This window comes from Agrococcus sp. Ld7, from assembly GCF_045064095.1.
In the GTDB taxonomy this organism is placed as follows: Bacteria; Actinomycetota; Actinomycetes; order Actinomycetales; family Microbacteriaceae; genus Agrococcus.
Map to the genome: position 1 here is coordinate 72241 of NZ_JBISGY010000037.1, position 26018 is coordinate 98258.

The following is a 26018-nucleotide window of genomic DNA, read 5'->3' on the forward strand; positions in this document are numbered from 1 at the left end:
AACGGGAACAGACATGCGGATCGCTGTCGTCAAGGAGATCAAGCCGCAGGAGGCCCGCGTGGGCCTCACCCCTGCCGGCACGGAGGATCTGGTGCGCTCGGGCAGCACCGTGCTGGTCGAGCGGGGAGCGGGGGAGCGGGCCGGGTTCCCGGACGAGCTCTACCTCGCCGCCGGCGCCGAGCTCGTCACGCGCGAGCAGGCGTGGGAGCAGGCGGAGCTGCTGGTGAAGGTGAAGGAGCCGATCGCCGACGAGTACCGCTTCCTGCGCGCCGACCTCACGGTCTTCACCTACCTGCACCTCGCGGCCGACCGGCCGCTCACCGAGGCGCTGTTGGCCGCGGGCACCCTCGCCATCGCGTACGAGACGGTCGCCGACAGCACCGGGCTGCCGCTGCTGGCGCCGATGAGCGAGATCGCGGGCCGGCTCGCGGCGCACGCCGCTGCATCCCACCTGATGCTGCACAGCGGCGGGCCGGGCGTGCTGCTGGGCGGATCGCCCGGCGTCGCGCCCTGCCGCGTGCTCGTGATCGGCGGCGGCGCCGTCGGCACGCAGGCGGCGACGCTTGCCCTCGGCATGCAGGCAGAGGTGACGGTGCTCGACATGTCGCCGACGCGCGTGCGCCAGCTCGACGTTCAGCTCGACGGGCGTGCCCGCGTGCTGCAGTCGGATGTCGCGACCGTTGAGGCCGAGCTCGCGCAGGCGGATGTCGTCATCGGCGCCGTGCTCGTGCCCGGCCGCGCCGCCCCCAAGGTGGTCACGCGTGCCCAGCTCGCGCTGCTGCGCCCGCACGCGCTGCTCATCGATGTCGCGATCGACCAGGGCGGCGCCTTCGAGACGTCGCGCCCCACCACCTATGAGTCGCCGACGTTCGAGGTGGACGGCATCCGTCACTACTGCGTCGCGAACATGCCCGGTGGGGTGCCGCAGACCGCGACTCGTGCGCTCACGAACGCGACGCTGCCCTACATCCGCCGCATCGCGCAGCGCGGGGTGGAGTCGGCGATCGCGGGCGACCCGGCGCTCGCGCTGGGTGTCAACACGCAGGCCGGGCGCATCGTGCACGCCGGCGTCGCGGATGCGTTCAGCGACCTGCCGTCGGGGCCCGCCGACGCGGCCGCGGACGCCGACGAGCGGAAGCTGGCGCTGCAGTAGGCGGCACCCTGCACGAGGTTCGACCGCGTCGCCGGTGCCACGATCGGCACCGGCGACGCGGTGCTCTGCGTCATTCCGGCGAGAACAGGTCCTCGATGCTGCACTCGAATGCCGCCGCGAGCCGGAAGGCCACAGGAAGCGACGGGTCGAAGCGCCCCTTCTCGATCGAGATGACGGTCTGACGAGAGACGCCGAGCTCGTCGGCGAGCCGCTGCTGCGACCAGCCGCGGGCCTGCCGCCGCTCCTGCAGGCTGTTGCGCATCAGCTGTCGGCGTGCTTCGCGAGCAGGTAGCGCACCGCGAAGTCGGCGACCATGAGCACCGAGAGGGCGAGCAGCAGCATCCCCGACTCGACCTGCAGACCCGTGATGGAGAAGGCTGCGGCGCCGACACCGACCGTGACGAAGACGTCGAGGAAGGCCCCCTGCGCTGCGCGGTCGAGCCAGGCTGCCTCAACCGAGTCCTCGGGTCGCTCGGTCGTCTCCGGCAGGCTCGCCCGATCGACGAGCACGACCCAGGCGAGCGCCGCCGCGACGGGCAGGGTCGCGATCGCGACCACGCCGAAGCGCAGCTCGGCCGACCCGACGTCGCCGAGCCACGCGAACAGCGCGCCCAGTCCGGACGCGATCGCTGCGCCGACGATCACCGAGGCGATGATGAGCGCGGCGCTGCCGCCGCCGAAGCGCGGGCGGCCGAAGCGAGCGGTGGTGCGTGGAGTGGCGTCCATGGTGCGCCTTTCGTCGATGGAGCGTGTTCACCACGACCCTACTGTCAAGGGAACTTGACAGTCAAGCGTGCTTGACAGCCGGTCTGGAGGCCGGAGCATCGGTCGAGCGTGGCGGCGTCAGAGCCCCAGCACCGCGCGCGCGATCAGGAAGTAGATGATCAACCCGGTCGCATCCACGAACGTCGTGATGAACGGGTTCGAGAACACCGCAGGATCGACGCGGATGAGCCTGGCGACCAGCGGCATGATGCCGCCGATGGATGCCGCGAGCGCGCAGATGCACAGCAGCGTCAGCCCGACAACCAGGCCGATCGGCATGCCGTAGACGAGCGACGCGATCGCGAAGCCCGCGCCGCCGATGATGAGGCCGAGCGTGACGCCCGTGCGGGCCTCGCGCGCGAGCACGGCGAGCAGGTCGCGCGGCGTCACATCGCCGAGCGCGAGCGCGCGCGTCACGGTGGTCGCGGCCTGGTTGCCGGTGTTGCCGCCGGTGCCGATCAGCAGCGGGATGAACACCGACAGCACCACCATCTCGGCGATGGTGTCCTCGAAGCCCTCGAGCACCTGCACCGTGAGGGTCGCGCCGATCGCGAGCACGAACAGCCACACCACGCGCGTGGTCACGAGGCGGCGCACGGGGGTGGCGAGATACGGCCGCCGCAGCGGCTCCACGCCGCTCGACCGCGCGGCATCCTCCGTCTCCGCGTCCTCGAGGATGCCGAGCGCATCCTCGACGCTGAGGATGCCGACAGCGAGGTGCTCTCCGTCCACGATCGGCAGGGCGAGCAGCTTGTGGTCGGCGCAGCGGCGCGCGGCCTCCTCGGCGGTCTCGGTGACCCCCGCCGATGCCGTCGACTCGACGAGCCCGCCGACGGGCGCATCGCCCTCCGCAGCCAGCAGGGTGCGCAGGCCGACCGTGCCGACCAGCCTGCGCTCCTCGCCGACGACGATCACCGTGTAGACGGTCTCGGCGCTGGCGAGCCTGGCATGCACGCGCTCGAGCGCGTGCGCCGCGGTGTCGTCGACGTGCACGACGATGATCTCCGAGCTCATCGAGCGGCCGATCGACCCCTGCGGGTAGCCCAGCACCGCTGACGTGAGGGTGCGCTCGTCGTCGGGCAGCGCGCGCACGAGCCTGCTCGCGACCGTCGCGGGCAGCTCGTCGAGCAGGCCGACGCGATCCTCGGGGTCGAGGCGCCCGAAGACATCCGTCACCTCCTCGTCATGCAGCGCGTGCACGAGGTCGGCCTGCAGCGGCTTGTCGAGTCCGTCGAAGACGTCGATCGCGAGCGGCTTCGGGAGCACGCGGAAGACGACGGCGCGCTCGCGCATCGGCAGGCGCTCGAGCACGTCGATGACCTGGCGGTGCCGCAGCGGCTCGACCAGCTCGGCGAGGCCCTCGAGGTCGTCGTCGCGCAGCATGCGCTTGATCGTCGGGATGGCGACGTCGTCGCGGCTCGTGGGCATAGGGGACATGACGCACCTCGGGCTCGGTAAGGGCTGCTGCTGCGACCGCCGTGAGCGCGGATGCCGGCCTGGACGCGGCCGCGCGGTCAAGCGGGGTCGGCCGTAGTCTACGGTTGTCGGTGCTGACGAGGCGGGCGAGCGCCTGGCTGGGCTGTGCATCACCGCGAGGCTGAGGGACTGCTTGAGATCGGCTGGGAGCGTTCGTGAGGCGCCTCGGCTACCGTCGGCCGCATGCGAAGGTCTCTGCCTGGGCTCGTCGTGACCGCCGCCGCGGCGATACTGCTGGGCGGCTGCGCCAGCATTCCTGCGGATCCGGATGGCACGCTCGAGCGCGTGCAGGGTGGCACGCTGCGGGTCGGCGTCACCGAGAACGCCCCGTGGGTGGTGCTGGGCGAGGGCGACGATCCGACCGGCACCGAGCCAGAGCTCGTCCGCGCGTTCGCCGAGCGCGTCGACGCCGAGGTCGAGTGGACGCAGGGCAGTGAGACGCGCCTCGCCGACGCGCTCGAGGGTGGCGAGCTCGACCTGGTGGTCGGCGGTCTGCTGGACGACACCCCGTGGGCGGAGGTCGCCGCGGTGACGCGTCCATACGCCGAGGTGAACACCGCAAATGGCACCGAGCGCCACGTGATGCTCACACCCATGGGCGAGAACGCGTTCCTGGTCGAGCTCGAGACGTTCCTCGACGCGGAGGCTGCCCAATGAGCCCGGCCGCGAAGCGCCCGAAGCGCCGCAGCTTCGGCCGCACCGAGCTGCCCGACCGCCAGGCGAGCGCGCTGCGGAAGGCCATCCGGTTCGAGTGGTACACGCTCGCGTTCCTGGCCGTCGCGATCACGCTCGTCTACCTCGTGCTCGGCAGCTCGCAGGCGATGAAGGCCGCGTGGATCGAGGATCTGCTCTCGCTCGCTCCGCCCGTGGCCTTCCTGCTGGCGGTGCGGCTCGTCAACAAGCGCCCCAACCGCAGGTATCCCTACGGCTACCACCGCTCTGTCGGCGTCGGTCACCTGGTCGCCGGCGTCGCGCTGTTCGCGATGGGGGCGTTCCTCATCGTCGACTCCGCATCCGGGCTGATCAGCGCCGAGCATCCGCCGATCGGCTCGGTCGCGCTCTTCGGCCAGACGATCTGGCTGGGCTGGCTCATGATGGGTGTGATGGCGCTGACCATCCCGCTGCCGATCTACTTCGGCCGGGTCAAGATGCGGCTCGCAAAGGAGCTGCACGACAAGGTGCTGTACGCCGACGCCGATATGAACAAGGCCGACTGGATGACGGCGGTCGGCTCGATCGTCGGGGTCGGGGGCATCGGGCTGGGCTTCTGGTGGGCGGATGCCGCGGCGGCGCTCTTCATCGCCGCCAGCATCGTCTCCGACGGCTTCAAGAACATGAAGGCGGCGATCACCGACCTGGTCGACAGTCGCGCGACGGTCGTCGGCGACGACGATCCGCATCCGGACGCCGCTCGCATCGACGAGTATCTGCGCACGCTGCCGTGGGTTGCGGAAGCGGGCTCTCGCGTGCGCGATCAGGGCCACGTCTTCCACGTCGAGGCGTTCGTGGTGCCGCGGCGAGGGAAGGTGCCGTCCCTGGAGAAGCTGATGGAAGCGCGGGACGGCTGCATCGAGCTCGACTGGAAGGTGGAGGACATCGTGCTGGTGCCCATCGACGAGCTGCCGGAGGAGGTCGGCGGGCCGGACCGCAACCGTCAGTCGGAGCGCAACCGCTGAGTCGCACGGTTGCGCGGGCGAGTGGGGGCCGCGTCGCGCATGCTGTGCGAGTAGGTGCCGCGTCGCGCTCGCGGCGCGCCACTCCTAGGCTGAGCGAGGACGAGAGCGGAGGCTGCGATGACATCGAGCGTGACCGAGCTGCAGGCGGAGCTCGCCGGGCTGGAGGATCCGCGCGTGCGCGAGGTGAACGAGCGCCACGGCGACGATCACGGGGTGAACCTGTCGAAGCTGCGGGCGATCGCGAAGCGGCTGAAGACGCAGCATGAGCTGGCGCTCGAGCTCTGGGCGACCGACGACACCGCCGCGCGACTGCTGGCCCTGCTCGTGTGCCGGCCGAAGTCGTTCGCGGCCGAGGAGCTCGACACGATGCTGCGCGAGGCGCGCGCGAACAAGGTGCGCGACTGGCTGGTGAACTACGTGGTGAAGAAGTCCTCGCATGCCGAGCAGCTGCGGCTCGCGTGGTTCGACGACGCGGATGCCGCGGTCGCGAGCGCCGGCTGGGCCCTGACGAGCGAGCGGGTGCGGAAGTCGCCCGTCGGCCTCGACCTGCCCGCCCTGCTCGACACGATCGAGGCCGAGATGCGGGATGCGCCCGAGCGCCTGCAGTGGGCGATGAACGACTGCCTCGCCCACATCGGCATCGAGCATCCCGAGCACCGTGCGCGCGCGCTCGCGATCGGTGAGCGACTCGAGGTGCTGAAGGACTATCCGACGCCGCCCAACTGCACGTCGCCCTTCGCGCCCGCCTGGATCGCCGAGATAGTGCGCCGCCGAGAGGTTCCCGCGAGCTGACCCCGCGCGCGAGCCCGTGCCGCTCGGGCGAACTCGCGCGGCTCGCGAGAATCCGCGCCGCTCGCGCGACGGCCGCGCCGCTCGCACGAGAAATGTCGCCAGCGGTCGCCATTCGCTCGCCATAGTGACCGCTAGCGACATTTCTTGCCCCGCCGAGCGTGGGGCTTGGCGCGGGGCGGCGTGGCGCGGGGCGGTGCCGCGCGGCGCAGCGGCTCAGCGAGCGGGGGTGCGCGAGCGCTGGCCGCTCTGATCGCGGGTGCGACCGATCGCTCCCAAGTGCGTGTGCGTGAACGCGTCGGGCAGCTTGAGGCCGTAGCCGAGCATCCGATCGACGCCGACGTGGAAGGCCCAAGCGAGGGCCGTCAGCGCGAGCCACGTGGAGAGGGTCGGCGCAGCGGCGGCCGTGAGCAGCGCCGCGACCCCGAGCGCGGCCGACCAGGCATAGGTGTGCACGGCGTTGTAGGACGCGGCTCCGGCGGCGGGTGAGCGCGTGTAGCCGAGCATCGATAGGTCGAACGCGAGGAAGACCGCCAGCGGGAACCACCAGAGGCTGGGCGCGATCACGATCGTCGCGGTCATCGCGAACACGGCGATGAGCCCGCTCTCGATCCGCTGGACCGCTTGGTGTGCCGCTGTGCCGCGGCGCTTCTCGCCGTCGGAGTCACTTGCAGCCGTCTCATGCATGGGCCTTCTCGCTCTCGTGTTGCAGGTTGGCAGACGAATGCCGCGGCGCCAGGCTCGCAGAGCGCGAAGCAGGCGTCCAGCGTGCCGTTCGGGTGGTGGTGGTGGATGGTGGCGGCGCGTGCCGCGGCATGACCGGTGACGCGGGGCGGGCCGCTCATGCCGCGGCATCACCGGCGACGCGGGGCGGGCCGCTCGTGCCGCGGCATGGCTGGCCCTGGTTGCGCCACGCCCCGCGGCACCCAGTGGCGATTCGCTCCTACGACGCGCGCGATTGCGACGCCGTCGCTGCGATCACGCCACCGACGACGATCGCGGTCAGGGTGCGCGCGACGGCCTCGGCTGCCGCATTCGCACCCCAGTCGCCCTGCTCGAGCTGCTTGCCGCGCGTGGCCACCGCGGAGTTCCACGGGATCTCGCGAGAGAACTGCGGCAACGTGCCGCTGGCCGAGAGCAGCGCCGCGAGTGCCGCGACGCGCGCGGTCGGCGCTGCGCCCTCGGCCAGCACCGCCCGTACGTCGGCGAGCAGGCTCGCCCGGCGCGCGCCGCCGTCACCCTCCAGCACGGTGGTCTCGAAGAGCCCGAGTGTCTTGTGGGTGCTGCGGCGGATGTCGCCGCGCTCGACGACCCGATCGAGCACAGGCTTGCGCAGCGTCGGTCCGATGGCGGCGAGCACGGTCTGCATGCCGCGCGGTTTCGAGGCGATGTAGTCCCAGGCCGTGCGCAGCAGCAGGTCGGCCGGAGGGTGCTCGGGGACCGCCTCGACCCGGCCGGCGCCGACGCGGCCGCCCTCCGGGCGCACGTGGCCGCTCAGCACGAGTTCGGTCGCGACGGCCCCGGCGAGCGCGTAGTAGAGCGTGCCTTCACCGGCGATCGTGCCGGTGCCCGCTCGCATGCCGGAGTCGGGCTGGAAGAGCAGCAGCAGCAGATCCTCGGCGAGCGTCGGCGCGTTCTGCCCCGACGCCTCCGAGGCTGACGCGGCGGGCTCCGCGCCGGCGTCGGGTGCGGCGGGCTCCGCATCCCGGGCAGGCCCTGTGGGTCGGATGGTCATGACGGTTCCTCTCTGCGTTCCTCGTCGGTGACGCGGGTCAGCCGAGCAGCGCGGTGTAGCCGAGCCAGATCGCGGTGGTGATGACGGTGGTCCAGAGCACGATCGCGATCGCCTGCCACAGCAGCACCCAGCCGCGCGAGACGCCGGATCCGACCAGCATCGCCGCCGTGAAGTGCGTGGGGATCGCCGCAGGGCCCAGCAGGCTGGCGCCGGGCACCCCGAAGCGCACGACCCAGCGCTTCAAGCGCTGCTTGCCCTTCGACTCGGGCTTGGTGACGAGGTCGGACTCGTCGGCCTCGAGCGTTGCGACGCCGCCAGCAGTGCCACTGCCGCGGCGCGCCACGATCGCCTGGCGGCTGCGCGCCGTGAGCATCACCACGGCCGTCACGGCCAGGAAGTTGCCGATGGCACCTGCGACGCCGGCGAGGATGGGATTGATCCCGCCCACGATGCCGATCGCGGCTGCGCCCTCGCCCTCGATGAACGGCACCGCGCCGGCCAGCGTCACGATGACGGGCTGCAAGAACTCGGGCACCTGGGCCACGAGGCTCTGGAAGCCTTGGACGAGTTCTTCTATCGGGTTCACGAGGGTTCTCCTTGAATCGGGTGGTGCGTCGAGTGCTCCCGGCGCGATACCCAGTGAGCACTGTGTTCTCGCCACACGGTCAAGTGCCGCGTCGCTCGCCGTCAGCGAACGCGCTCGGGCTCTGGTTCGCTCGCCCAGCGGCGCCGACGGCGCGCTCGCTCGGCGGACCGTCGACGAGGAACGCCGACGTCGCCACGAACGTGGGTGCCGATGAGGCATCCGCCGCACTCGACACATGGCGGATGCCGAGCACGACGACCCGGATTGGTCGGCTCGTGCTCCTGTGCGTCATCGGATCCGGATGCATCCGGGCTGGTCGACTGGGTGCGTTGCTCACACCATGAGCAGACACCGTGTCCTCACGACAGGGTCAAGCCCCGTCTCGAGCCGTTGTGGCGACTCAAGGAACGTCGTCGTCACCGCCTCGTGCGGGGGCCGATGTTTCGCTATTCGCCGGGGTCGTTTCATCGGTGAGCAGCTGCTGCGCGAGCATGCTCGCCCGCTGCAGCACCTCGAGCTGTGCGGGGTTGTACAGCTCGAGCACGGCTTGGACGAAGGTATCCTGCGCGACGTTCCCGCTCGTCTTCAGGTGCTTCGCCGGTTGGCGCAGCCACGGGTAGTCGATGAGGTGCTGTGCGAGCCCGGGCGCCATGCCTTCAGCGACGCGCTGCACCGTCGGTTCATCGGCGTCCGGCCCGAGCACGTCGAACTCCTGCTCGACTGCCCCGTCGCTCTCCACCATGCGCACGAGGTCTGCGAGCACGTCTGGCTCGTAGAGCCGCGAATAGATGTGGATGATCGAGCTGTCCGCCTCGGAGAGCCGCGAGGCCACCGACTCGAAGCCGCGCGGGGCGTCGGCCGGCGCACTGTCGCGCAGGATCGCCGCGATGTCGGCGCGAGCCTGCTGCAGCTGCGCGATCCGCACCGCGAGGTCGTCGTCGACCGCGCGCAGCACCTGGGGGCTGCGGCTGTCATCCGCGGTGACCTCGGCGATCCGCGACAGCGGCATGCCGAGGTCGGCCAGTCGCCGGATCCGCAGCAGGCAGACCAGCTCTGCCACGCCGTACTGCTTGTAGCCGTTGAACCTGCGCTCGGGCACCGGCAGGAGGCCGAGCCGGTGGTAGTGGCGCACGGTGTTGACCGTTGTGCCAGCCAGTTCGGCAAGCTCGCGCGTGCTCCAGGGCATGCGCCGAGAATAGCCCTGTCGACGCGCTCCTGGCTGTCGCAGATGCGCGCGGCCTCGCCTCGGAGGCGCGGCACGACGGCCCATTGGATGATCGAGGTGGACACGCGACGCGTGCGCAGGACAGGGTGGTGCCATGACTGCTCCACGGCGCGGAGTCCTCGTGACCGGGGCGTCACGCGGCATCGGTCGTGCCACGGCACTCCGGTTCGCTGCCCGCGGAGACCGGATCGCGGTGCACTTCGCGCATGATCGACGCAGTGCCGAGGCGACCCTCGCCCTCCTTCCGGGCGCGGGGCACGCGGTCGTGCAGGCCGACCTCGCCGATCCGGATGCAGCCCGTTCGCTCGTCGACGAGGCCATCAGCGCCGTGGGTGACATCGACGTCCTGGTGAACAACGCCGCTGTCGGGCCCGATGACGGCAACATGCATCGTCCCGACGCGGCGACGTTCGAGGAGTGGTCGGCCGCGTGGCAGCGGATGGTGCAGGTGAACCTGCTCGGTGCCGCGAACACCAGCTGGGCGTTCGCGCAGCACCTGATCGCGCGAGGCGCGCCCGGGGCGATCGTCAACGTCGGCTCGCGCGGCGCATTCCGCGGTGAGCCGGACCATCCGGCGTACGGTGCGACGAAGGCGGCCGTGCATGCGATGGGTCAGTCGCTGGCCATCGCGCTCGCCCCGCATGGCGTCGCCGTCACCTCGGTGGCCCCGGGATTCATCTCCACGGACCGCCAGCAGGGCAAGCTCGCCGGCGCAGGCGGGCAAGCGCTGCGCGACCAGAGCCCCTTCGGTCGCGTCGGAACGCCCGAGGATGTCGCCGCCGCCATCGTGCATCTCGCCTCGGCAGAGGCCCATTGGTCGTCCGGCGCCGTGCTCGACATCAATGGCGCCTCCTACCTCCGAACCTGACCGCGCGTCACCGAGAGCCCGCGGCCTCCGATCGGCCGTGCGAGCGCTACTCCTCCGCCAGCAGGCGCTCGCGCACCTCGCGGCGCAGCACCTTGCCGATGAGCGAGCGGGGCAGGTCGTCGACGACCACGATGCGCCGCGGCACCTTGTACGCGGTCAGTCGCTGCCGGGCGTGCTCGCGGATCTCCTCCGTGTCCGCGTCCGCTCCGGATTCCAGCACCACGGCCGCGGTGACCGTCTCGCCGCCGCTGGGGCTCGGCAGGCCCACCACCGCGGCATCCGCGACCGAGGGATGCGACACGAGCGCCTCCTCGACCTCCGACGGTGCCACGTTGAACCCGCCCGTGATGATGAGCTCCTTGCGACGATCGACGATCGTGACGAAGCCCTCGTCGTCGACCTCCACCAGGTCGCCCGTGCGCAGCCAGCCGTCGGCGAGCAGGGTGTCTCGCGTCTCGTCGGGTCGGTTCCAGTAGCCCGAGAACACCTGCGGCCCGCGCAGCAGCAGCTCGCCCTGCTCGCCGGGGCCACGCTCGATGGTCGGGTCGTCGGGATCGATCACCCGGATCTCAGTGCTCGGGAACGGTACACCGACGGCGCCCGGCCGTCGCGTCGGCCCCATGGGGTTGCCGATCGCGACCGGGGAGGTCTCGGTCATGCCGTAGCCCTCGATGAGCAGCCCGCCGGTCGCGCGCTCCCACAGCTCGACGGTCGAGACGGGCAGGCTCATCGCGCCCGAGATCGCGAAGCGGATGCTGCGGAGGCTCACCTTCTGCTCGGCTGCGGCCTTCGCCAGCCGCTCGTAGATGGGCGGCACGGCAGGCAGGAAGGTCGCCGGCGCCGTGCGCATGGCCTTCAGCACGAGCGATGGATCGAACTTGGGGAAGAGCACGAGGCGCGCGCCGATGCTCAGGGCGAAGGTGGTGCACAGCGTGAGGCCGTAGGCGTGGAACATGGGCAGCACGGCGTAGATGACCTCGCGGCCGGGCTCGAGGCCCGGCACCCAGGCGCGCCCCTGCGCCGCGTTCGCGCGCAGGTTGCCGTGCGTGAGGATCGCGCCCTTCGGGGTGCCCGTGGTGCCGCTGGTGTACTGCAGCACCGCGATGTCGTCGACCAGTGGCCGCGGATGCGTCGGCGAGATCCGCTTGGCCCCCGCGACGTCTGCCCAGTCGATCGCGCCACGCGCGAGCTCGCCAGACGTCAGTGCCGCTCTGGAGCTGCGCGCCTTGGCGATCGGCAGGCGCAGCGCGGTGCGGGTGCGCCAGGGCATGGCGCGCGTCACGTCGACCGACACGACGCGCGCGACGCCGAGGTCGCCGGGCATGTCGAGGACGGTGGGGGCCACCTTGTCCCACACGATCGCCACGGTGGCGCCATGATCCTCGAACTGGTGGCGCAGCTCGCGCTCGGTGTAGAGCGGATTGTGCTCGACGACGATCGCGCCGAGGCGAAGCACTGCGTAGAAGGCGATGACGTTCTGCGGGCAGTTCGGCAGCACGATTGCCACGCGGTCTCCGGCGCCGACGCCGAGCTTCGACAGGCCGCCGGCCGCGCGGTCGATTGCTTCCGCGAGCTCCGCATAGGTCATCGTCTCGCCGAAGAAGTCGAGCGCGACGGCTCGCCGGTGCTCCTCGGCGGAGGCGGCGATCATGTCGACGAGCGTCTCGGTGACCTCGGGGATGTCGGCCGGCACGCCCTCCGCATAGGAGGCCAGCCACGGGCGATCTTCGAAGGCGCGCATCCCCCGATTCTCTCCGACCCGCCTGGGACGCGCCGCAACCTGTACCGAACGGTCGCGGCCGCGCGCGCGTGGCGACCGTTCGGTACCGCTCGCGCGGTGGCGGCCCGCGACCGGCCCGCGACCAGTACGAAACGGTCGCGGCCGCGCGCGCGTGGCGACCGTTCGGTACCGGTCGCGGCCGCGCGCGCGTGGCGACCGTTCGGTACCGGTCGCGCGGCGCCGGCCCCGGCGGCGCTCAGGCTCGGAAGAACGCTTCCGCGACGCGCGAAAGGTCGAACAGGTCGCTGACGCCAGCGAGCTCGCGCGCCGAGTGCATCGAGAGGATGGGGATGCCGACATCCACCGTGCGGATGCCGAGGCGCGTCGCGGTGATCGGACCGATCGTCGAGCCGCACGGCACCGTGTTGTTCGAGACGAAGTCCTGGCTGGTGACGCCTGCGCGGGCGCACCACTCGTGCCATGCTGCAGCGCCCGCGCCGTCGGTCGCGTAGCGCTGGTTGGCGTTGATCTTCAGGATCGGCCCCGAGCCGAGCACCGGGCGCACGAGCGGGTCGTGCTTGTCGGCGAAGTTCGGGTGCACCGAGTGCCCGACGTCGCTCGAGACGCACCAGGATGACGCGAGCGCGCGCATCCGCTCCTCCCGGTCGGCGCCGAGGCCGAGCCCGATGCGCTCCAGCACGTCGGCGAGGAACGGGCCGGCGGCGCCCGAGCGGGTTGCGGATCCGATCTCCTCGTGGTCGAAGACGGCCAGCACGGGAATGTGGTCGGCGTCGAAGCCGTCGGCTGCGGCCGCGAGGGCGACCGTGCCCGCGTGCACGCTCGCGAGGTCGTCGAGGCGACCGGCCGCGAAGAAGACGTCGTCGCGGCCGAAGACGGCGCCGCGGGCGGCATCCGCCGTGACCAGGTCGTAGCCGCGGATTCGGCTCGGGTCGACGCGGACGCCGTCGATGGTGGCGGATGCCGCGACCTCGGCGAGCAGGTCGGCCGACTCCGCGGCACCGAGGCCCCACACGGGCTGTGTGTGCGCCTGCTTGTCGAGCGTCAGGCCGTCGTTCGCCTCGCGGTCGAGGTGGATCGCCAGCTGCGGCAGCCGCAGCAGCGGGCCCGAGTCGGCGAGCACCCGGGTGCCGTCGTCGAGCACGAGCCGGCCAGCGAGGCGCAGCTCGCGGTCGAGCCAGGAGTTCAGCAGCGGGCCGCCGTAGATCTCGACGCCCGCCTGCAGCCAGCCGAGCCTGCCGGTGGTCGGCTGCGGCTTGAGCTTGAAGCCGGGGGAGTCGCTGTGCGCACCGAACGCCCGCACGGGCGTCGTCGCGGTCGCCGACGGAGGCACGACCCACGCGATGACCGCGCCCTCGCGCACCACCAGGTGCCTGCCCGGGGTGTCGGGCCACGCATCCGTCTCGTCGAGCGCGGTGAAGCCCGCGTCGATGAGGCGTCGGGCGACCTCGGCGGCGGCGTGATAGCTCGAAGGGGACGCCTCGATGAACGCGGCGAGATCGTCGGCGTGGGCGAGCGGGGCGGTGGGCACGGCGGAGACCTCCTGAGGACGGGCTTCGAGCCTATCCGGGCGGCTCGCCAGCTCTCCCGCAGCGCAGCAACTCTCGATTCAACCGGTCCCTTGGCCTGAGAAGCGGATGTTCGGCTCGCCGGACCAAGGAGGGGGTTGAACGTGCACCCACTTGAGGGGGGCGGGCGTCGGGTGCTCCGGCGCTACCGCACCGTGCCGGTCGTCAGCAGGTACTCGAACTGCACGAGATCGCCATCGCGGTGGCGGTCGCCGAGGTCGGCGAGCAGCCGGTCGAGCTCGGCGGCGCGCTCGGGCTGGTCGGCGATGCCGCGGTAGGCGACGATCGTCGGGCCGTAGGTGCGCTTGAAGAAGTCGCGGAACTCGGCGCCCGACCCGAATCGGCGCACGTCGAGCAGCTCGCGCCGGAAGGAGAGCTCCACGCCGTCGCCCAGCAGCGCTCGCACGTGCTCCTCCGATCCCCACAGCACGGGCGGCTGCGCGCCGGCCGGCGGCGCGGGCGCGAAGGGACGCATGATGCGGAACATCTCGCCGATGAAGCCCTCCGGCGTCCAGGCGGCGATGCCGATGCGCCCGCCCGGGCGGACGACCCGCACGAGCTCGGCCGCAGCTGGCTCGTGGAAGGGCGCGAACATGATGCCGACGCTGGAGATCGCCACATCGAACGCGTCGTCGTCGAACGGGAGCGCCTCGGCATCCGCCGCTTGCCACGCGATGTCGAGCGCGAGGTCGGCGGTCGCCGCTCGGCCGGCCTCGAGCAGCTCGGGCGTGAGGTCGCTCGCGACCACGCGCGCACCGCGCCTCGCGGCGGGCAGTGATGCGTTGCCGTCGCCGGCGGCGATGTCGAGCACGCGCTCGCCGGGCTGGATGCCGACGGCATCGACGAGCCGCGCGCCAAGGCTCGGGATGACCTCGCGCGCGACCGCGGGATAGTCGCCGAGCGCCCACATGGCGGCATGCTTGGCCTTGATCTCGGGTGCGGCCGTGGTGGCCGCGGGAGCAATCGTGTTCATGGTGTTCCTTCGAGGTTCGATGCGATCGGCGACCGCTGAGGCGACTGTGCTCCTGGCCGGATCGTGCATCCAGTCACCGATCTGCACCGACCGCAGTACAAGATCTGTACTTCCGCAGCGCGCGTCAGCGGCGTACACCTGGCGGGGGAGGCACGACGATGTCTGGATACGGTCAGTTCTGCCCCGTCGCCAAGGCGATGGAGCTGCTCGACGAGCGGTGGACGATCCTGGTGGTGCGCGAGCTGCTCGCGGGGTCGACGCGGTTCAACGACCTCAGGCGTGGCGTGCCGCACATGTCGCCGGCGCTGCTGTCGAAGCGGCTGCAGCGGCTCGAGCAGGCGGGCCTGGTGGTGAAGCGGTCGGACGGCGCCCACACGTCCTACGCACTGACGCAGTCGGGCCACGAGTTGCGTCCCGTCGTGGAAGGGCTCGCGGCCTGGGGCGTTCGATGGATCGGCGAGCTCGGCCAGGCAGACCTCGACCCGCACCTGCTGCTGTGGGACATGCGCCGCAACATCGACGTCGATGCCTGGCCGCGCCGCCGCACGGTGGTCGCGGTGCGCTTCACCGATGCGCATGCGGGTGCGGCGCGCTGGTGGCTGATGTGCCATGAGGGGGAGGTCGAGCTCTGCGACTTCGATCCGGGCTTCGAGGTGGCGGCGACGGTGTCGAGCTCGCTGAGCGCGATGACGCGCGTGTGGCGCGGCGATCGATCGTGGGCAGCAGCGCTGCGCTCGGGCGAAGCGATGGTCGATGGCGATGCGGATGCGGTGCGTCGCGTGCCGCAGTGGATCGGCCAGGCTCCGTGGGCCGGGGTCGAGCGGCCAACCGTCGAGGAGCTGGCCGCGCAGCCGCAGCCGATGGGCGCCCACTGAGGTGGCGGCTGCCCGCTACCCGGAGCGCGCGGCTGCCACGACTTCCGTGACCGGTACCAAGTCGTCGTGCGAGGAGCGGCTAGGCGACGAGAACGTACCGGTGGTCCGGGGGCGCCGGCGGCACCGGTACGCAGTGGTCGCGCCGGGGGCGATCAGCCGACAGAACGGTACCGGTTCGGCGCGGCGCGGCGATGGGCGGGGTCGCGAGGGAACGGCGGCACGATGGCGCAGCGCGGCGCGGCGCGGCGCGGCGCGGCGCGGTGAGGGTGACGGTGAGGGTGAGGGTGAGCGTGCAGGCCGGCCCCGGCGGCCACGTCTGCGGCGCCCTCGTCAGCGCGCGACTCGGGCAGCGATGATCGCCGCCGTCGCCGGCGGGTCGATCGCGTGGTGCTTCGACTGCGGCACCTGCACGAGCTCGGCCGACGGCATCCGCTCGACCAGCATCGGTGCGGCGCGCGCGAGCAGCGGCATCGTCTCGACGCCGACGAGCACCGTCGTCGGGATCGTGATCGAAAGCAGCGCCTCACCGGGGTCGGATGTCGCGGCCGCCACCATCGCGTCGTAGACCGTCGACTGCGCGAGCGATGTGAGGTGCTCGGACAGGGGCGACGACCGGATCTGCTCGATCATCGTCTCGGGCAGGCCGATGCCCTCGCGCTGGAACAGCACGACCGCATCACCGCCGCGGCCCTCGTCGACGAGCGCCTGCAGCCGCTGCGGGAGGTCAGCGCGCGGCTCGTCCGTGCCGAACCGCAGCGGCGGCTCCGACAGGAACAGGTGGTCGATGGGCGCGCCGTTCGCCGCCGCGAAGAGCGCGACGAGCGCGCCCGATGAGTGCCCGAGCACGATCGCGCTGTCGCCGACCGCCTCGATCACGGCGGTCATGTCCTCCGCCTCGCGCTCGGGTGAGAAGGGGGCGAGGCGCTGCCCCTCGGTCGCGTCGCCGCTGTCGCCGCGTGCCCTGCGGTCGAAGGTGACGCCCTCGAAGCCCTGCTCCGCGACAGCATCGGCGAGCGCGGACGCGGCGGCGGCCGTCGAGAAGGCCCCTCCGACGATCACAACGGGTCGGCCCGCGCCAACGCGGTGCACCGCGATCTGCGTGCCGTCGGCTGAGAGGACGTGTTCCATGCGGCCAAGACAAGCAGGGAGCGACGCTCTCGTCGAGGGCCGTCTCGTCGGCGGGTCAGCCGTTCGTGCCGGGACGTACCGGGGCCGGGGCGCCAGAGGCGAGGCCGTCAGAGGCGAGGCCGTCGGCGGCTGCGCCGCCATGGGCGGGGTCGGCTGAGGCAGCGGCGTCCGAGGCCGGGTCGCCGACGACCGGCTCGTCGGAGGCGGTTCCGCTGTCGCGCAGGACATCGGAGGCGGCGCCGGACGAAGTGCCCGCCCGCGCCGAAGCATCCGCGCGCGACCACGGCCGCGTGACCGCCGCCCAGAGCGCCGCGGCGACGACGGAGTACGCGACGAGCAGCACCACCCACGCGACCACCGGAGTGTGCACGGCATCCCACGCGGCGGGGAACGGCATCACCACCCACACCACCAGCGCCATCGCGGCGATGAAGGTGCCAGCCCACAGCATCCGCCCGCGTCGCCAGATGGCCGTGCCGGGCAGCTCGCCCACAGGGCTGAGCAGCAGCGGCAGCGCCATCAGGCAGCCGATCGTGAGGCCCGCGAGCGTCTCGAGCCCGAGCAGCCCGAGCGGACCTGTCGGGGGCACGTTCACCTGGATCACGCTGTAGACGAGCCAGGCGGCGACGCCCAGCGCCGCGAGGTAGCCGAGCTCGAGCAGGGCGGCGCGCCGCTCATGCTCGGGAGAGGGCCGCAGGAAGATCAGCGCCAGCACGATGCCGAAGACGAAGCCGGGCTCGAAGCCGATGAGGCGTGAGACGACGATCGCGCCGAGCACGATCACCAGCGACACCGGCCGGAACCGCACCCCAACGCTCGCGCCACCGCGCCGCAGCAGCCAGGCCACCAGCAGCAGGCCGAGCAGCCCCTCGATGGCATAGCCGAGGGTCGCGGATGCGGCGAGCCGCAGTGTGCCGAGCGTCGCGCCGGCACGCGGGTCGATGAGCGCGGTCAGGGCACCGGCCACGATCAGGCCGATCGTGATGCCGGCGACCGGGTGCAGTGCCCGCTCGACGCGGCGCACCAGGCGACGGATGCGCTCGGCAACCGTGAGTGCATCGGTGACACCTGCGATCGCGCGGCGGCGACGCCGGTCGGCGAGCGCTCCTGCGGTCATGTCGACGAGTCGATTGGGGATGGCGACCAGGGCCGCGAGCACCATCGCGGTGCCGGCCGTCGACGCAACGCTCGCGACGGTGACGGGTGCTGCGCCCGCTGGCGCGAGGCCGCTGAGCACACTCGGCTGGTCGGCCGCCAGCGTCGGCTCCTGTGCTTCGGTGGGCGGTGGTGGTGGTGGTGGCGTCGCCGCTGCGGGCGCCCCGGTCGCGGTGGAAGCGGGCGTGGGCGTCGGCGCCGGGGTGTTGGCGCCGACCGCCTGCAGCACCCGCGTGCGGACACCGTCGGTCGCCTGGTCGGTGCCGGGCACGAGGAAGAATCCACCGCTGCCGACGCTGAGCACCTGCACGGCATACCAATGGCCGTCGGCGAAGAGGTGGTCGCCGTCGAGCGGGCCGGCCTGCTCGGTCTCGGCGGAGTGGAAGCGGATGCCCTCGGGGGAGTCAGCGCGCTCGAGTCCGGCTGCCTCGAGCTCTGCGACCGCGGCCGCCCGCTGCTCGTCATCGACGGGGGCGTAGGCGAGGGTGAACTCCTGGCCGATGTCGATCCACGTGCAGGACAAGCCGCCGACGTCGGTCATGCGGGATTCGTCGAAGACCGATGCCGCGTCGGCAAGCGCGATCGTGACCGGCTCCCAGAGGATCTGGTCGCAGGTCATGGAGGAGACGGCGCTGCCGGGGAGCGGTGCCGCAGCGCTTGCCCATGCCGGCGTCGCTGCGAAGGCCGCCACGTTCGCGCCGAGGGCAAGACCGAGGGCGATCGCCGTCGCGAGCGTTCGTCGAGCGCGCATGCTCTACCCCCTGGCCGGATAGCCAGGATCGTAGGGGCATTCCTGTGAACTTCGCCCTTCCCTGGCGAATCCGTGAGCGGAGGCTGAGCCGAACTCAGCGCAGCGCGCGCTTGATGTTCGACCGCTCCGCCTCGAGCTTCCGCACCCGGCGGCTCAGCTTGAACAGCCGCACCGAGCCGAGGAGGCCCGCCACGAGCACGCCGGCGATCGCCGCGAAGAGCATGGCGACGCCGAGCGGCAGCGTGAACTGCCAGCCGAAGTAGGCGAACGAGGCCTCGACGTTGTTCTGCAGGATGAAGATCAGCAGCAGGATGAGGATGAGCGTGCCGAGGATCAGCGCGATCCACGTGCCGCCTGTGATGCCCTGGCCCTGGTGCTCGTCGAGCGAGGGGTCCGTCACGACCACGCGAGGGCGCTCGTCCCGCTGCCCGGCGGCCGGCGCGGAGGACGAGCGCTCGAGGCTCGACGCATCTGCGCGCGTCGGCGCTGCGGTCGAGGGATCCGTTGCGGAGTCGTCGTGGCGGGCGCGCAGCGGTCGGTCGTCCGAGGTGGGATCCGTGTTCATGGCGATGCTCTCCTTGCTCGGTGCTGCCTGCTGAGGACTGTCCGTGTCGCCGAGCGTAGTCCGCGAGTCCGAACGTCAGCCGGATGCGGTCAGGAGCGCTGCGCTCGCGGGCGCGGTGCCGGGGGCGGCGGCACCGTCTTCGCCGCGACGATGTCGCCCATGGCGATCGCCACCTCGCCTCGGCGCGTGGCGATGGTGCAGGAGACCGCGTCGACCGCGATGAGGTCGCCGAGCGCATCCGTCGCCCCGTGCTGTTCGTCGTGCAGGCGGTAGCGCACGACCAGGCGGGTGCCGAGGGGGAGGGCGCGCAGTTCGGCGGGGGTCATGGTCTCGTGACGCGGCCTGCGGCCGCTCCTCGACCAACGGGGGTGACGCGGCCTGCGGCCGCTCCTCGACGAGCGGAGGTCGAGCGATCGGCGGGGGTGGAGCGACCGGCGGGGGCGGGGCTCGTCACCACGAGCCCTTGTCGTAGTCCTTCAGGAAGATGCCGAAGAGGTCCTCGCCCGCTTCGCCGCGCACGATCGGGTCGTAGACGCGGGCCGCGCCGTCGACGAGGTCGAGCGGGGCATGGAAGCCCTCCTCGGCCAGGCGCACCTTCGTGAAGTGAGGGCGCTCATCGGTGATCCAGCCGGTGTCGACGGCCGTCATGAGTATGCGGTCGCTCTCGAACATCTCGCGAGCGCTCGTGCGCGTGAGCATGTTGAGCGCCGCCTTCGCCATGTTCGTGTGCGGGTGGCCGGGCCCCTTGTAGCCGCGGCCGAAGACGCCCTCCATCGCCGAGACGTTCACGATGTACTTGCGGTGCGCGGTCGACGCGGCCATCGCGGGCCGCAGCTTCGAGACCAGCAGGAACGGCGCGGTCATGTTCGCCAGCTGCACCTCGAGCATCTCGAGCGGCTCGACCTGGTCGACGTGCTGGGTCCAGGAGTTCACGTGCTCCTCGTCGGGCAGCAGACCGCCGGCGTCGATCGCGGTGCCGGCCGCCAGCCGCTCGAGCGAGCTCGAGCCCGCAGCCATCGCCTGCGCAGTCAGCTCGTCGGCGGTCGACGCGGCGCTCGCGAGGATCGGATGGCTCGCGACCGAGGCCGCGAGGGCGAGCGGATGCGCGTCGTTCGTGTGCCCGAAGGTCACGAGCTCCGGCATGGGACCGCCGTGCGGCGAGAGCTCCGGCAGCGGCGACGACTCCGCCTCCACGAGTGGTGCGTAGGCGCCGGGGGAGCGGCGCACGGTCTGCGCCGCGTTGTTGATGAGGATGTCGAGCGGGCCCGCCGCCGCGACATCCTCGGCGAGCGCGACCACCTGCGCCGGGTCGCGCAGGTCGATGCCCACGACCTTCAGCCGGTCGAGCCAGTCCGCAGAGTCCTCGAGGGACGCGAACCGGCGCACCGCATCCCGTGGGAACCGCGTGGTGATGGTCGTGTGGGCGCCGTCGCGCAGCAGCCGCAGCGCGATGTGCATGCCGATCTTGGCGCGTCCGCCCGTGAGCAGCGCGCGCTTGCCCGTGAGGTCGGTGCGGGCGTCGCGCTTGGCGTGGCTGAGCGCGGCGCAGTCGGGGCAGAGTTGGTGGTAGAACGCGTTGACGAGCGTGTACTGCTGCTTGCAGATGTAGCAGCCGCGCGAGCGCAGCAGCTCGCCGGCGGTTGGTGCTGCGGCCCTGGTCGCGAGCGGGATCCCGCGAGTCTCGTCGTCGATGCGGTCGGGTGCGCCGGTCGCGGTCGCGGCGATCACCGCGCGGTCGGCGGCCTGGATGCGCGCGTGCTTCGCCTTCCGGCTCGCGAGCTTGACCTCCTTGAACATGTTCGCGGTGGCCTGGCGCACGGCGACGTAGTGGGGGTCGTCGCGGTCCATCTCGTGCAGCGCGGCGAGCACGCGGAGGGTCGTCTCGACCTCGGCCGCGTCGAGCGTCGCCGGGGTGCGGTCGCTCGTGGCGCGAGAGTTCGCTGTCGCGTCAGCGGGCACGCCGGATGGATCCGAATGGGAGGGGAGCACAGGAGATTCTAGCGCTCGCCCCTCGTCATTGAGGCGTCAGGCGATGCCCCAGCCCGCACCGACGAAGGGATGCAGCCAGGCGGAGACCACGAGTAGCAGGGCGGCCGCGCCGACGAGCGCTGCACTGGAGCCGGTGGAGCTCGCAGGTCGCTCGCGGCGTCGGGCGAGCAGCACGATGGCCGAGACCATCGAGAGCACGGCCCAGACGGCGATCGCCCAGCCGAGCACCCAGAGTGCCTCGGCGATGCCGTCGGGCCCGGCCGATGCCAGGGCGGAGAGCTGCAGGAGCACGGTGGCACCGGCGGCGGCACCTGCCGCGACGCTCGCGGGGACGAAGGCTGCGTGGGGCTTCTCAGCGGTGAGCATGCTCGACGGTAACGCGGTTACGGTAAGCGGCATCTGAGCCAGGGCTCAGTGTTTCCCGACGAAACAGCGGTGTCCACGGGTGTGGCGAGCGACGAGCGAGGGAGCCGGGGACGGCGATGTTCGCACCACGGGGAAACGGTGCGACAGACTCATGACGATGACACTCCTCGAGCACACCCCAGCGCACTGGGATCCGGATGCCGCCTTCGACGCCTTCGAAGCCTGGGCAGCCGAGCGCGGGCTGACGCTCTACCCCGCGCAGGAGGAGGCCCTGCTCGAGATCGTCACGGGCTCGAACGTGATCCTCTCCACGCCCACCGGCACCGGCAAGTCGCTCGTGGCGATGGGCGCGCACTTCGCCGCGATCTCGCAGGGGCAGCGCTCCTTCTACACCGCCCCCATCAAGGCGCTCGTGAGTGAGAAGTTCTTCGCCCTGGTCGAGGTCTTCGGGGCCGAGAACGTCGGCATGGTGACGGGCGACTCCTCCGTCAACGGTGATGCCCCGATCATCTGCTGCACCGCCGAGATCCTCGCGAACCTCGCGCTCCGCAACGGCGAGCAGACCGAGGTGGGGCAGGTGGTGATGGATGAGTTCCACTACTACGCCGATCCGCAGCGCGGCTGGGCCTGGCAGGTGCCGCTGCTGACGCTGCCGCACGTGCAGTTCATCCTCATGTCGGCGACGCTCGGCGACACCACCGCGATCGCCGACGACCTGAGTCGCCGCACGGGCCGCGAGACCGCGACCGTCACGGGGGTCGAGCGGCCGGTGCCGCTGTCGTACTCCTACGCGATGACGCCCGTGCACGAGACCATCGAGGAGCTGCTCGCCACCAACCAGGCGCCCGTCTACATCGTGCACTTCGCGCAGGCGGCCGCGCTCGAGCGCGCACAGGCGCTCTCGTCGACGAAGATCATCACGCGCGAGCAGCGCGATGAGATCGCGGCGTCGATCGGCGAGTTCCGCTTCACCACCACCTTCGGCAAGACGCTCTCGCGGCTCGTGCGCTCCGGCATCGGCGTGCACCACGCGGGCATGCTGCCGAAGTACCGGAGGCTGGTCGAGCAGCTCGCCCAGCAGGGCCTGCTCCGCGTCATCTGCGGCACCGACACCCTCGGCGTCGGCATCAACGTGCCCATCCGCACCGTGCTCATGACCGGCCTGACGAAGTTCGACGGGCAGCGGATGCGGCAGCTCACCGCCCGCGAGTTCCACCAGGTCGCCGGCCGCGCCGGCCGCGCCGGCTACGACACCGCCGGGACCGTCGTCGTGCAGGCACCGGAGCACGAGGCGGAGAACGCCAAGATGCTCGCGAAGGCCGGCGACGATGCGAAGCAGCGCCGCAAGCTCGTGCGGAAGAAGGCGCCGGAGGGCTTCGTCTCGTGGGGCAAGCCCTCGTTCGAGAAACTCGTCGAGGCCGAGCCGGAGCCCCTCACCTCGAGCATGCAGATCAGCCACTCGATGCTGCTGAACGTGATCGGCCGAGGGGGCGACGCGTTCGCCGAGGTGCGCGACCTGATCGAGTCGTCGCACGAGCCGTGGCGCTCGAAGCTGGCGCTCAAGCGGCGTGCGCTCGCGATCTACCGCACGCTCCGCACCGCCGGCGTGGTCGAGCAGCACGTCGACCCTGCGCACCCCGACGGTCCGCCGCTCATCCGCCTCACCGTCGACCTGCAGCCCAACTTCGCGCTGAACCAGCCGCTCTCACCCTTCGCCCTCGAGGTCATCGACGTGCTCGACCCGGCCGACCCGATGCATCCGCTCGACGTCATCTCGGTGATCGAGTCGACGCTCGACGACCCGCGGCCGATCCTGTCGCAGCAGCAGTTCCTCGCCCGTGGAGAGGCGGTCGCGGCGATGAAGGCCGAGGGCATCGAGTACGAGGAGCGCATGGAGCTGCTCGAGCACATCACGCACCCGAAGCCGCTCGAGGAGCTGCTGACCGAGGCGCTGGCGGTCTTCGCGTCCTCCCAGCCCTGGGTGAACGACTTCGCGCTGTCGCCGAAGTCGGTGGTGCGCGACATGTGGGAGCGGGCGATGACGTTCGCCGACTACACGCAGCACTACTCGCTGGCGCGCAGCGAGGGGCTGGTGCTGCGCTATCTGTCGGATGCGTTCCGGGCGGTGCGGCAGACGGTGCCCGACGAGGCCAAGAGCGAGGATCTGCTCGACATCATCGAGTGGCTCGGGGAGGTCGTGCGGCAGGTCGACTCGAGCCTGCTGGACGAGTGGGAGGAGCTCATGCACCCCACCGCGCCCGGCGAGACGCCCATCGCGCCCCCGCCGCCGCCGAGCGTCGTCGCGAACCCGCGGGCGTTCCGCACGCTCGTGCGCAACGAGCTCTTCCGGCGCGTGCAGCTCGCGGCGCTCGACAAGCACGAGGCGCTCGGCGAGCTCGACCCGGGCTTCGGCTCTGCCGCGTGGGGTGACGCGCTCGACGCCTACTACGACGAGCACGAGACCATCGGCACCGGGGCGGATGCGCGCAGCTCGCGCATGCTCGTGATCGACGAGGGGCACGCCGTCTGGGAGGCGCAGCAGATCCTCGCCGACCCCGCAGGCGACCACGACTGGCGCATCTGGGCGACGATCGACCTGGCCGCATCGGCGGAGGCGGGCGTCGCCGTCGTGCAGGTCACCCGCGTCGGCCACCTCTAGCCTTTCGTTCAACCGACCCTGTGGTCTGGCGGGCCGAATTTCCGCCGGCCGGACCACATGGACGGTTGGATAGCACGGAATGGAGCGGCGGTCCTCGTCGTTGCATCCGCCACACGCATCCGCGAGACGAAGGAGCATCCATGCCTCTGCAGGGCGAGTACGCACCCAGCACCTCCGACTGGGCACGCAAGCAGGCCGAGACTTTCGAGGCATCGAACGGCGCGGAGGCCAACACGATGCGCGGGATGCCGATCATCCTCTTGACGAGCGTCGGCGCGAAGAGCGGCAACCTGCGCAAGACGGCGCTCATGCGGGTCGAGCACGAGGGCGACTATGCGGTCGTGGCGTCGCTGGGTGGCGCGCCGAAGCACCCGGTCTGGTACTTCAACCTGAAGGCCGAGCCGCACGTCGAGCTGCAGGACGGCGCCGAGAAGCACGACTACATCGCGCGCGAGATCTCGGGCGCGGAGCGCGACGCATGGTGGGAGCGCGCCGTCGCAGCGTTCCCCGACTACGCCGACTACCAGGAGAAGACCGATCGGCTGATCCCGGTCTTCGTGCTGGAGCGCAAGACCGACTGAGGCGGCACGCCGTCGGCGGGCGCGCGGCGTCGGCCGCGCTGGCCGCCGCGCGCAGCAGCCGTTCGTCAACCGAGCGCCTGGCCTGGCGAGCGGAAAAATCGAGTCGCCGCACCACTGGCTCGGTTCACCGACGGGCGCTCGCGGCCGGCGGACTGGCCGGCGGGCGCAGCCCGCGCGGGGCGCGGGTCAGGCCGCGGTCGGCGTTGCGATGAACTCGCCGGCGAGCTCGGCGGCGAGCTCCGCCACGTCGGTCGAGCCGCTGAAGTCCTTCTCCGGCTGCGCGGCGCGATCAGCATCCGACACGAGCGCCTTCACGCGCTTGACCACCATGCGCGCGGGCGTCGCGCGCAGTGCGTGCCCGACGGCCGCGAGCCATGCCTCGGCGGACGCTTTCAGCGCAACGTAGTTCGCGTTGCCCGCCGTCGGACGCTCGACGCCGGTCGACGAGATGATGGCGATGACCCCGGCTTCCGACCGCCCGATCGCACTGGCGAATGCGCGCGTGGTGTTGCGCAGCGTCGTGACCACGCGGGCCTCCAGCCATGCCCAGTCGTCGTCGGTCTGGCCGGCGAGCCCGCCGCCGCCGCGCCAGCCGCCGACCAGGTGCACGAGCCCGTCGATCTCACCCACCTGCTCGGCGAGGGCCAGCACAGCGTCGGCGTCGGTCAGGTCGCACTCGAAGTGCTCGGTCGCGTCGACGAGCCCCAACCGGTCGGCATTTGAGCCGATGGCGATCACATGATGACCTGCTTCGAGCAGGGCGGAGGCGGTGGCGTGGCCGAGCGCGCTCGTGGCGCCCGCGATGAGAATGCGCATGCAGCCAGTCTGCCGTGGTGACCGCACGCTTGGCGAGCCTGCGTGCGAGGTGGTGAGGCGTGCGCCGCCGGAGCGTCGGGGAGGGCGCGGCGCGGGTTACCGGAGGGCGCGGAACGGCGTCGGCACGGCATCCGTCGTCAGGCGGAACAGCCGCACGGTGCGCCCCGAGTCGCGCTCGTAGGCACGGTAGCCCGGCCACTGCGCCTCGATGAGCGCCCAGGCTGCGTCGCGCTCGCCGTCCGGAATGCGGGCCGCTCGCACCGGGTAGCGCACACCGCGGATGACGACCTCGGCATCGGGGTGTGCGACGAGGTTCACCGTCCAGCCGGGGTGCGCAGCGCGGGCGAAGCTCGTGCCGGCGATGATGGCACCACCGTGCCCGTCAGGCGTGAACATCAGCTCGCTCGAGCGCGATGCACCGGTCTTGGCGCCCGTCGTGTGGAGCACGAGTGAGGGAACGAGAATGCCGGAGACCACCAGGCGGCCACCCGTCAGCCGCTTCGCGACGCGTTCCGCAACCGGCATTGCGCGCGGTGCGACGCGACGGAAGGCGCGCGTGCGGGTCACCGGCGCCACCCATC

The 26018-nt window shown here is 71.7% G+C and carries 27 protein-coding genes; 8 read left to right on the plus strand and 19 right to left on the minus strand.

Annotation, left to right across the window (positions count from 1 at the left end):
* The first annotated feature begins 13 nt into the window (after positions 1–13).
* Positions 14–1153: an alanine dehydrogenase gene (gene ald / locus ACJJVL_RS12770; RefSeq protein WP_405219217.1), complete on the plus strand. Its 1140-nt coding sequence runs from the start codon at positions 14–16 to the stop codon at positions 1151–1153.
* Between the two features lie 70 nt (positions 1154–1223).
* Here the strand turns inward: ald and ACJJVL_RS12775 are convergent, their stop codons facing one another.
* From ACJJVL_RS12775 to mgtE, 3 genes are all read right to left on the minus strand, one after another.
* Positions 1224–1415, minus strand: coding sequence for a helix-turn-helix transcriptional regulator (locus tag ACJJVL_RS12775; RefSeq protein WP_405219219.1), 192 nt, complete (start codon positions 1413–1415; stop codon positions 1224–1226).
* Positions 1415–1879 carry a hypothetical protein gene (locus tag ACJJVL_RS12780; RefSeq protein WP_405219221.1) on the minus strand — a complete coding sequence of 155 codons (465 nt, stop codon included), beginning with the start codon at positions 1877–1879 and terminating at the stop codon, positions 1415–1417. Before ACJJVL_RS12780 ends, ACJJVL_RS12775 begins: the two co-directional genes overlap by 1 nt.
* Before the next feature lie 117 nt (positions 1880–1996).
* On the minus strand, positions 1997–3355 hold the full coding sequence (mgtE, locus tag ACJJVL_RS12785) for a magnesium transporter (protein ID WP_405219223.1): 1359 nt from the start codon (positions 3353–3355) through the stop codon (positions 1997–1999).
* Positions 3356–3577: 222 nt separating this feature from the next.
* Between mgtE and ACJJVL_RS12790 the strand changes: the two genes are divergently transcribed.
* The 3 genes from ACJJVL_RS12790 to ACJJVL_RS12800 all read left to right on the plus strand — a co-directional run bounded on the left by ACJJVL_RS12790 (position 3578) and on the right by ACJJVL_RS12800 (position 5862).
* Positions 3578–4051 (plus strand): transporter substrate-binding domain-containing protein, encoded by a 474-nt coding sequence (locus ACJJVL_RS12790; protein WP_405219225.1) that lies wholly within the window; start codon positions 3578–3580, stop codon positions 4049–4051.
* Complete coding sequence (locus ACJJVL_RS12795) at positions 4048–5070, plus strand: cation transporter (protein WP_405219227.1); 1023 nt, start codon at positions 4048–4050, stop codon at positions 5068–5070. The genes ACJJVL_RS12790 and ACJJVL_RS12795 overlap by 4 nt, the downstream gene beginning before the upstream one ends.
* Before the next feature lie 117 nt (positions 5071–5187).
* Positions 5188–5862 (plus strand): DNA alkylation repair protein, encoded by a 675-nt coding sequence (locus ACJJVL_RS12800; protein ID WP_405219229.1) that lies wholly within the window; start codon positions 5188–5190, stop codon positions 5860–5862.
* Between the two features lie 213 nt (positions 5863–6075).
* Here the strand turns inward: ACJJVL_RS12800 and ACJJVL_RS12805 are convergent, their stop codons facing one another.
* The 5 genes from ACJJVL_RS12805 to ACJJVL_RS12825 all read right to left on the minus strand — a co-directional run bounded on the left by ACJJVL_RS12805 (position 6076) and on the right by ACJJVL_RS12825 (position 9366).
* Positions 6076–6546 carry a DUF4260 family protein gene (locus ACJJVL_RS12805; protein WP_405219231.1) on the minus strand — a complete coding sequence of 157 codons (471 nt, stop codon included), beginning with the start codon at positions 6544–6546 and terminating at the stop codon, positions 6076–6078.
* Between the two features lie 256 nt (positions 6547–6802).
* On the minus strand, positions 6803–7594 hold the full coding sequence (locus tag ACJJVL_RS12810; protein ID WP_405219233.1) for a GPP34 family phosphoprotein: 792 nt from the start codon (positions 7592–7594) through the stop codon (positions 6803–6805).
* Positions 7595–7631: 37 nt separating this feature from the next.
* Complete coding sequence (locus ACJJVL_RS12815) at positions 7632–8180, minus strand: small multidrug efflux protein (RefSeq protein ID WP_405219234.1); 549 nt, start codon at positions 8178–8180, stop codon at positions 7632–7634.
* A gap of 79 nt (positions 8181–8259) precedes the next feature.
* The gene (locus tag ACJJVL_RS12820) at positions 8260–8472 is read right to left on the minus strand and encodes a hypothetical protein (protein ID WP_405219236.1); all 213 of its coding nucleotides are present in this window, start codon (positions 8470–8472) and stop codon (positions 8260–8262) included.
* Positions 8473–8580: 108 nt separating this feature from the next.
* Positions 8581–9366 (minus strand): MerR family transcriptional regulator, encoded by a 786-nt coding sequence (locus tag ACJJVL_RS12825; RefSeq protein WP_405219238.1) that lies wholly within the window; start codon positions 9364–9366, stop codon positions 8581–8583.
* 133 nt (positions 9367–9499) lie between these two features.
* Between ACJJVL_RS12825 and ACJJVL_RS12830 the strand changes: the two genes are divergently transcribed.
* Positions 9500–10273, plus strand: a complete 774-nt coding sequence (locus ACJJVL_RS12830) for an SDR family NAD(P)-dependent oxidoreductase (protein ID WP_405219240.1) — start codon at positions 9500–9502, stop codon at positions 10271–10273.
* Positions 10274–10319: 46 nt separating this feature from the next.
* On the opposite strand, the gene ACJJVL_RS12835 is transcribed toward ACJJVL_RS12830, so the two are convergent.
* The 3 genes from ACJJVL_RS12835 to ACJJVL_RS12845 all read right to left on the minus strand — a co-directional run bounded on the left by ACJJVL_RS12835 (position 10320) and on the right by ACJJVL_RS12845 (position 14552).
* Positions 10320–12014 carry a long-chain-fatty-acid--CoA ligase gene (locus tag ACJJVL_RS12835; RefSeq protein WP_405219242.1) on the minus strand — a complete coding sequence of 565 codons (1695 nt, stop codon included), beginning with the start codon at positions 12012–12014 and terminating at the stop codon, positions 10320–10322.
* Between the two features lie 235 nt (positions 12015–12249).
* On the minus strand, positions 12250–13542 hold the full coding sequence (locus tag ACJJVL_RS12840) for a M18 family aminopeptidase (protein WP_405219244.1): 1293 nt from the start codon (positions 13540–13542) through the stop codon (positions 12250–12252).
* 182 nt (positions 13543–13724) lie between these two features.
* Entirely contained in the window at positions 13725–14552 is an 828-nt protein-coding gene (locus ACJJVL_RS12845) for a class I SAM-dependent methyltransferase (RefSeq protein WP_405219246.1), read from the minus strand.
* 158 nt (positions 14553–14710) lie between these two features.
* Here ACJJVL_RS12845 and ACJJVL_RS12850 point away from each other — a divergent pair, with 158 nt between their 5' ends.
* Positions 14711–15427 carry a winged helix-turn-helix transcriptional regulator gene (locus ACJJVL_RS12850; RefSeq protein WP_405219248.1) on the plus strand — a complete coding sequence of 239 codons (717 nt, stop codon included), beginning with the start codon at positions 14711–14713 and terminating at the stop codon, positions 15425–15427.
* 330 nt (positions 15428–15757) lie between these two features.
* On the opposite strand, the gene ACJJVL_RS12855 is transcribed toward ACJJVL_RS12850, so the two are convergent.
* The 6 genes from ACJJVL_RS12855 to ACJJVL_RS12880 all read right to left on the minus strand — a co-directional run bounded on the left by ACJJVL_RS12855 (position 15758) and on the right by ACJJVL_RS12880 (position 21381).
* Positions 15758–16555 (minus strand): alpha/beta fold hydrolase, encoded by a 798-nt coding sequence (locus tag ACJJVL_RS12855; RefSeq protein WP_405219250.1) that lies wholly within the window; start codon positions 16553–16555, stop codon positions 15758–15760.
* Positions 16556–16610: 55 nt separating this feature from the next.
* Positions 16611–18461, minus strand: a complete 1851-nt coding sequence (locus ACJJVL_RS12860; protein ID WP_405219252.1) for a hypothetical protein — start codon at positions 18459–18461, stop codon at positions 16611–16613.
* Positions 18462–18555: 94 nt separating this feature from the next.
* Complete coding sequence (locus tag ACJJVL_RS12865; protein ID WP_405219254.1) at positions 18556–19026, minus strand: lipopolysaccharide assembly LapA domain-containing protein; 471 nt, start codon at positions 19024–19026, stop codon at positions 18556–18558.
* Between the two features lie 89 nt (positions 19027–19115).
* Positions 19116–19352: a ferrous iron transport protein A gene (locus ACJJVL_RS12870; RefSeq protein ID WP_405219255.1), complete on the minus strand. Its 237-nt coding sequence runs from the start codon at positions 19350–19352 to the stop codon at positions 19116–19118.
* Positions 19353–19476: 124 nt separating this feature from the next.
* Entirely contained in the window at positions 19477–21015 is a 1539-nt protein-coding gene (locus tag ACJJVL_RS12875; protein WP_405219257.1) for an SDR family NAD(P)-dependent oxidoreductase, read from the minus strand.
* 36 nt (positions 21016–21051) lie between these two features.
* Complete coding sequence (locus ACJJVL_RS12880; RefSeq protein WP_405219259.1) at positions 21052–21381, minus strand: hypothetical protein; 330 nt, start codon at positions 21379–21381, stop codon at positions 21052–21054.
* 151 nt (positions 21382–21532) lie between these two features.
* Between ACJJVL_RS12880 and ACJJVL_RS12885 the strand changes: the two genes are divergently transcribed.
* Together ACJJVL_RS12885 and ACJJVL_RS12890 are read left to right on the plus strand one after the other, a co-directional pair.
* On the plus strand, positions 21533–24040 hold the full coding sequence (locus ACJJVL_RS12885) for a DEAD/DEAH box helicase (protein ID WP_405219261.1): 2508 nt from the start codon (positions 21533–21535) through the stop codon (positions 24038–24040).
* A 140-nt stretch (positions 24041–24180) separates the two neighbouring features.
* A complete protein-coding gene (locus tag ACJJVL_RS12890; RefSeq protein ID WP_405219263.1) occupies positions 24181–24621 on the plus strand; it encodes a nitroreductase family deazaflavin-dependent oxidoreductase in 441 nt (146 codons plus the stop codon).
* Positions 24622–24807: 186 nt separating this feature from the next.
* Here ACJJVL_RS12890 and ACJJVL_RS12895 read toward each other — a convergent pair whose 3' ends face one another.
* A complete protein-coding gene (locus tag ACJJVL_RS12895) occupies positions 24808–25437 on the minus strand; it encodes an SDR family NAD(P)-dependent oxidoreductase (RefSeq protein ID WP_405219265.1) in 630 nt (209 codons plus the stop codon).
* Between the two features lie 96 nt (positions 25438–25533).
* Positions 25534–26004, minus strand: coding sequence for a nitroreductase family deazaflavin-dependent oxidoreductase (locus tag ACJJVL_RS12900; protein ID WP_405219267.1), 471 nt, complete (start codon positions 26002–26004; stop codon positions 25534–25536).
* Positions 26005–26018 lie beyond the last annotated feature (14 nt).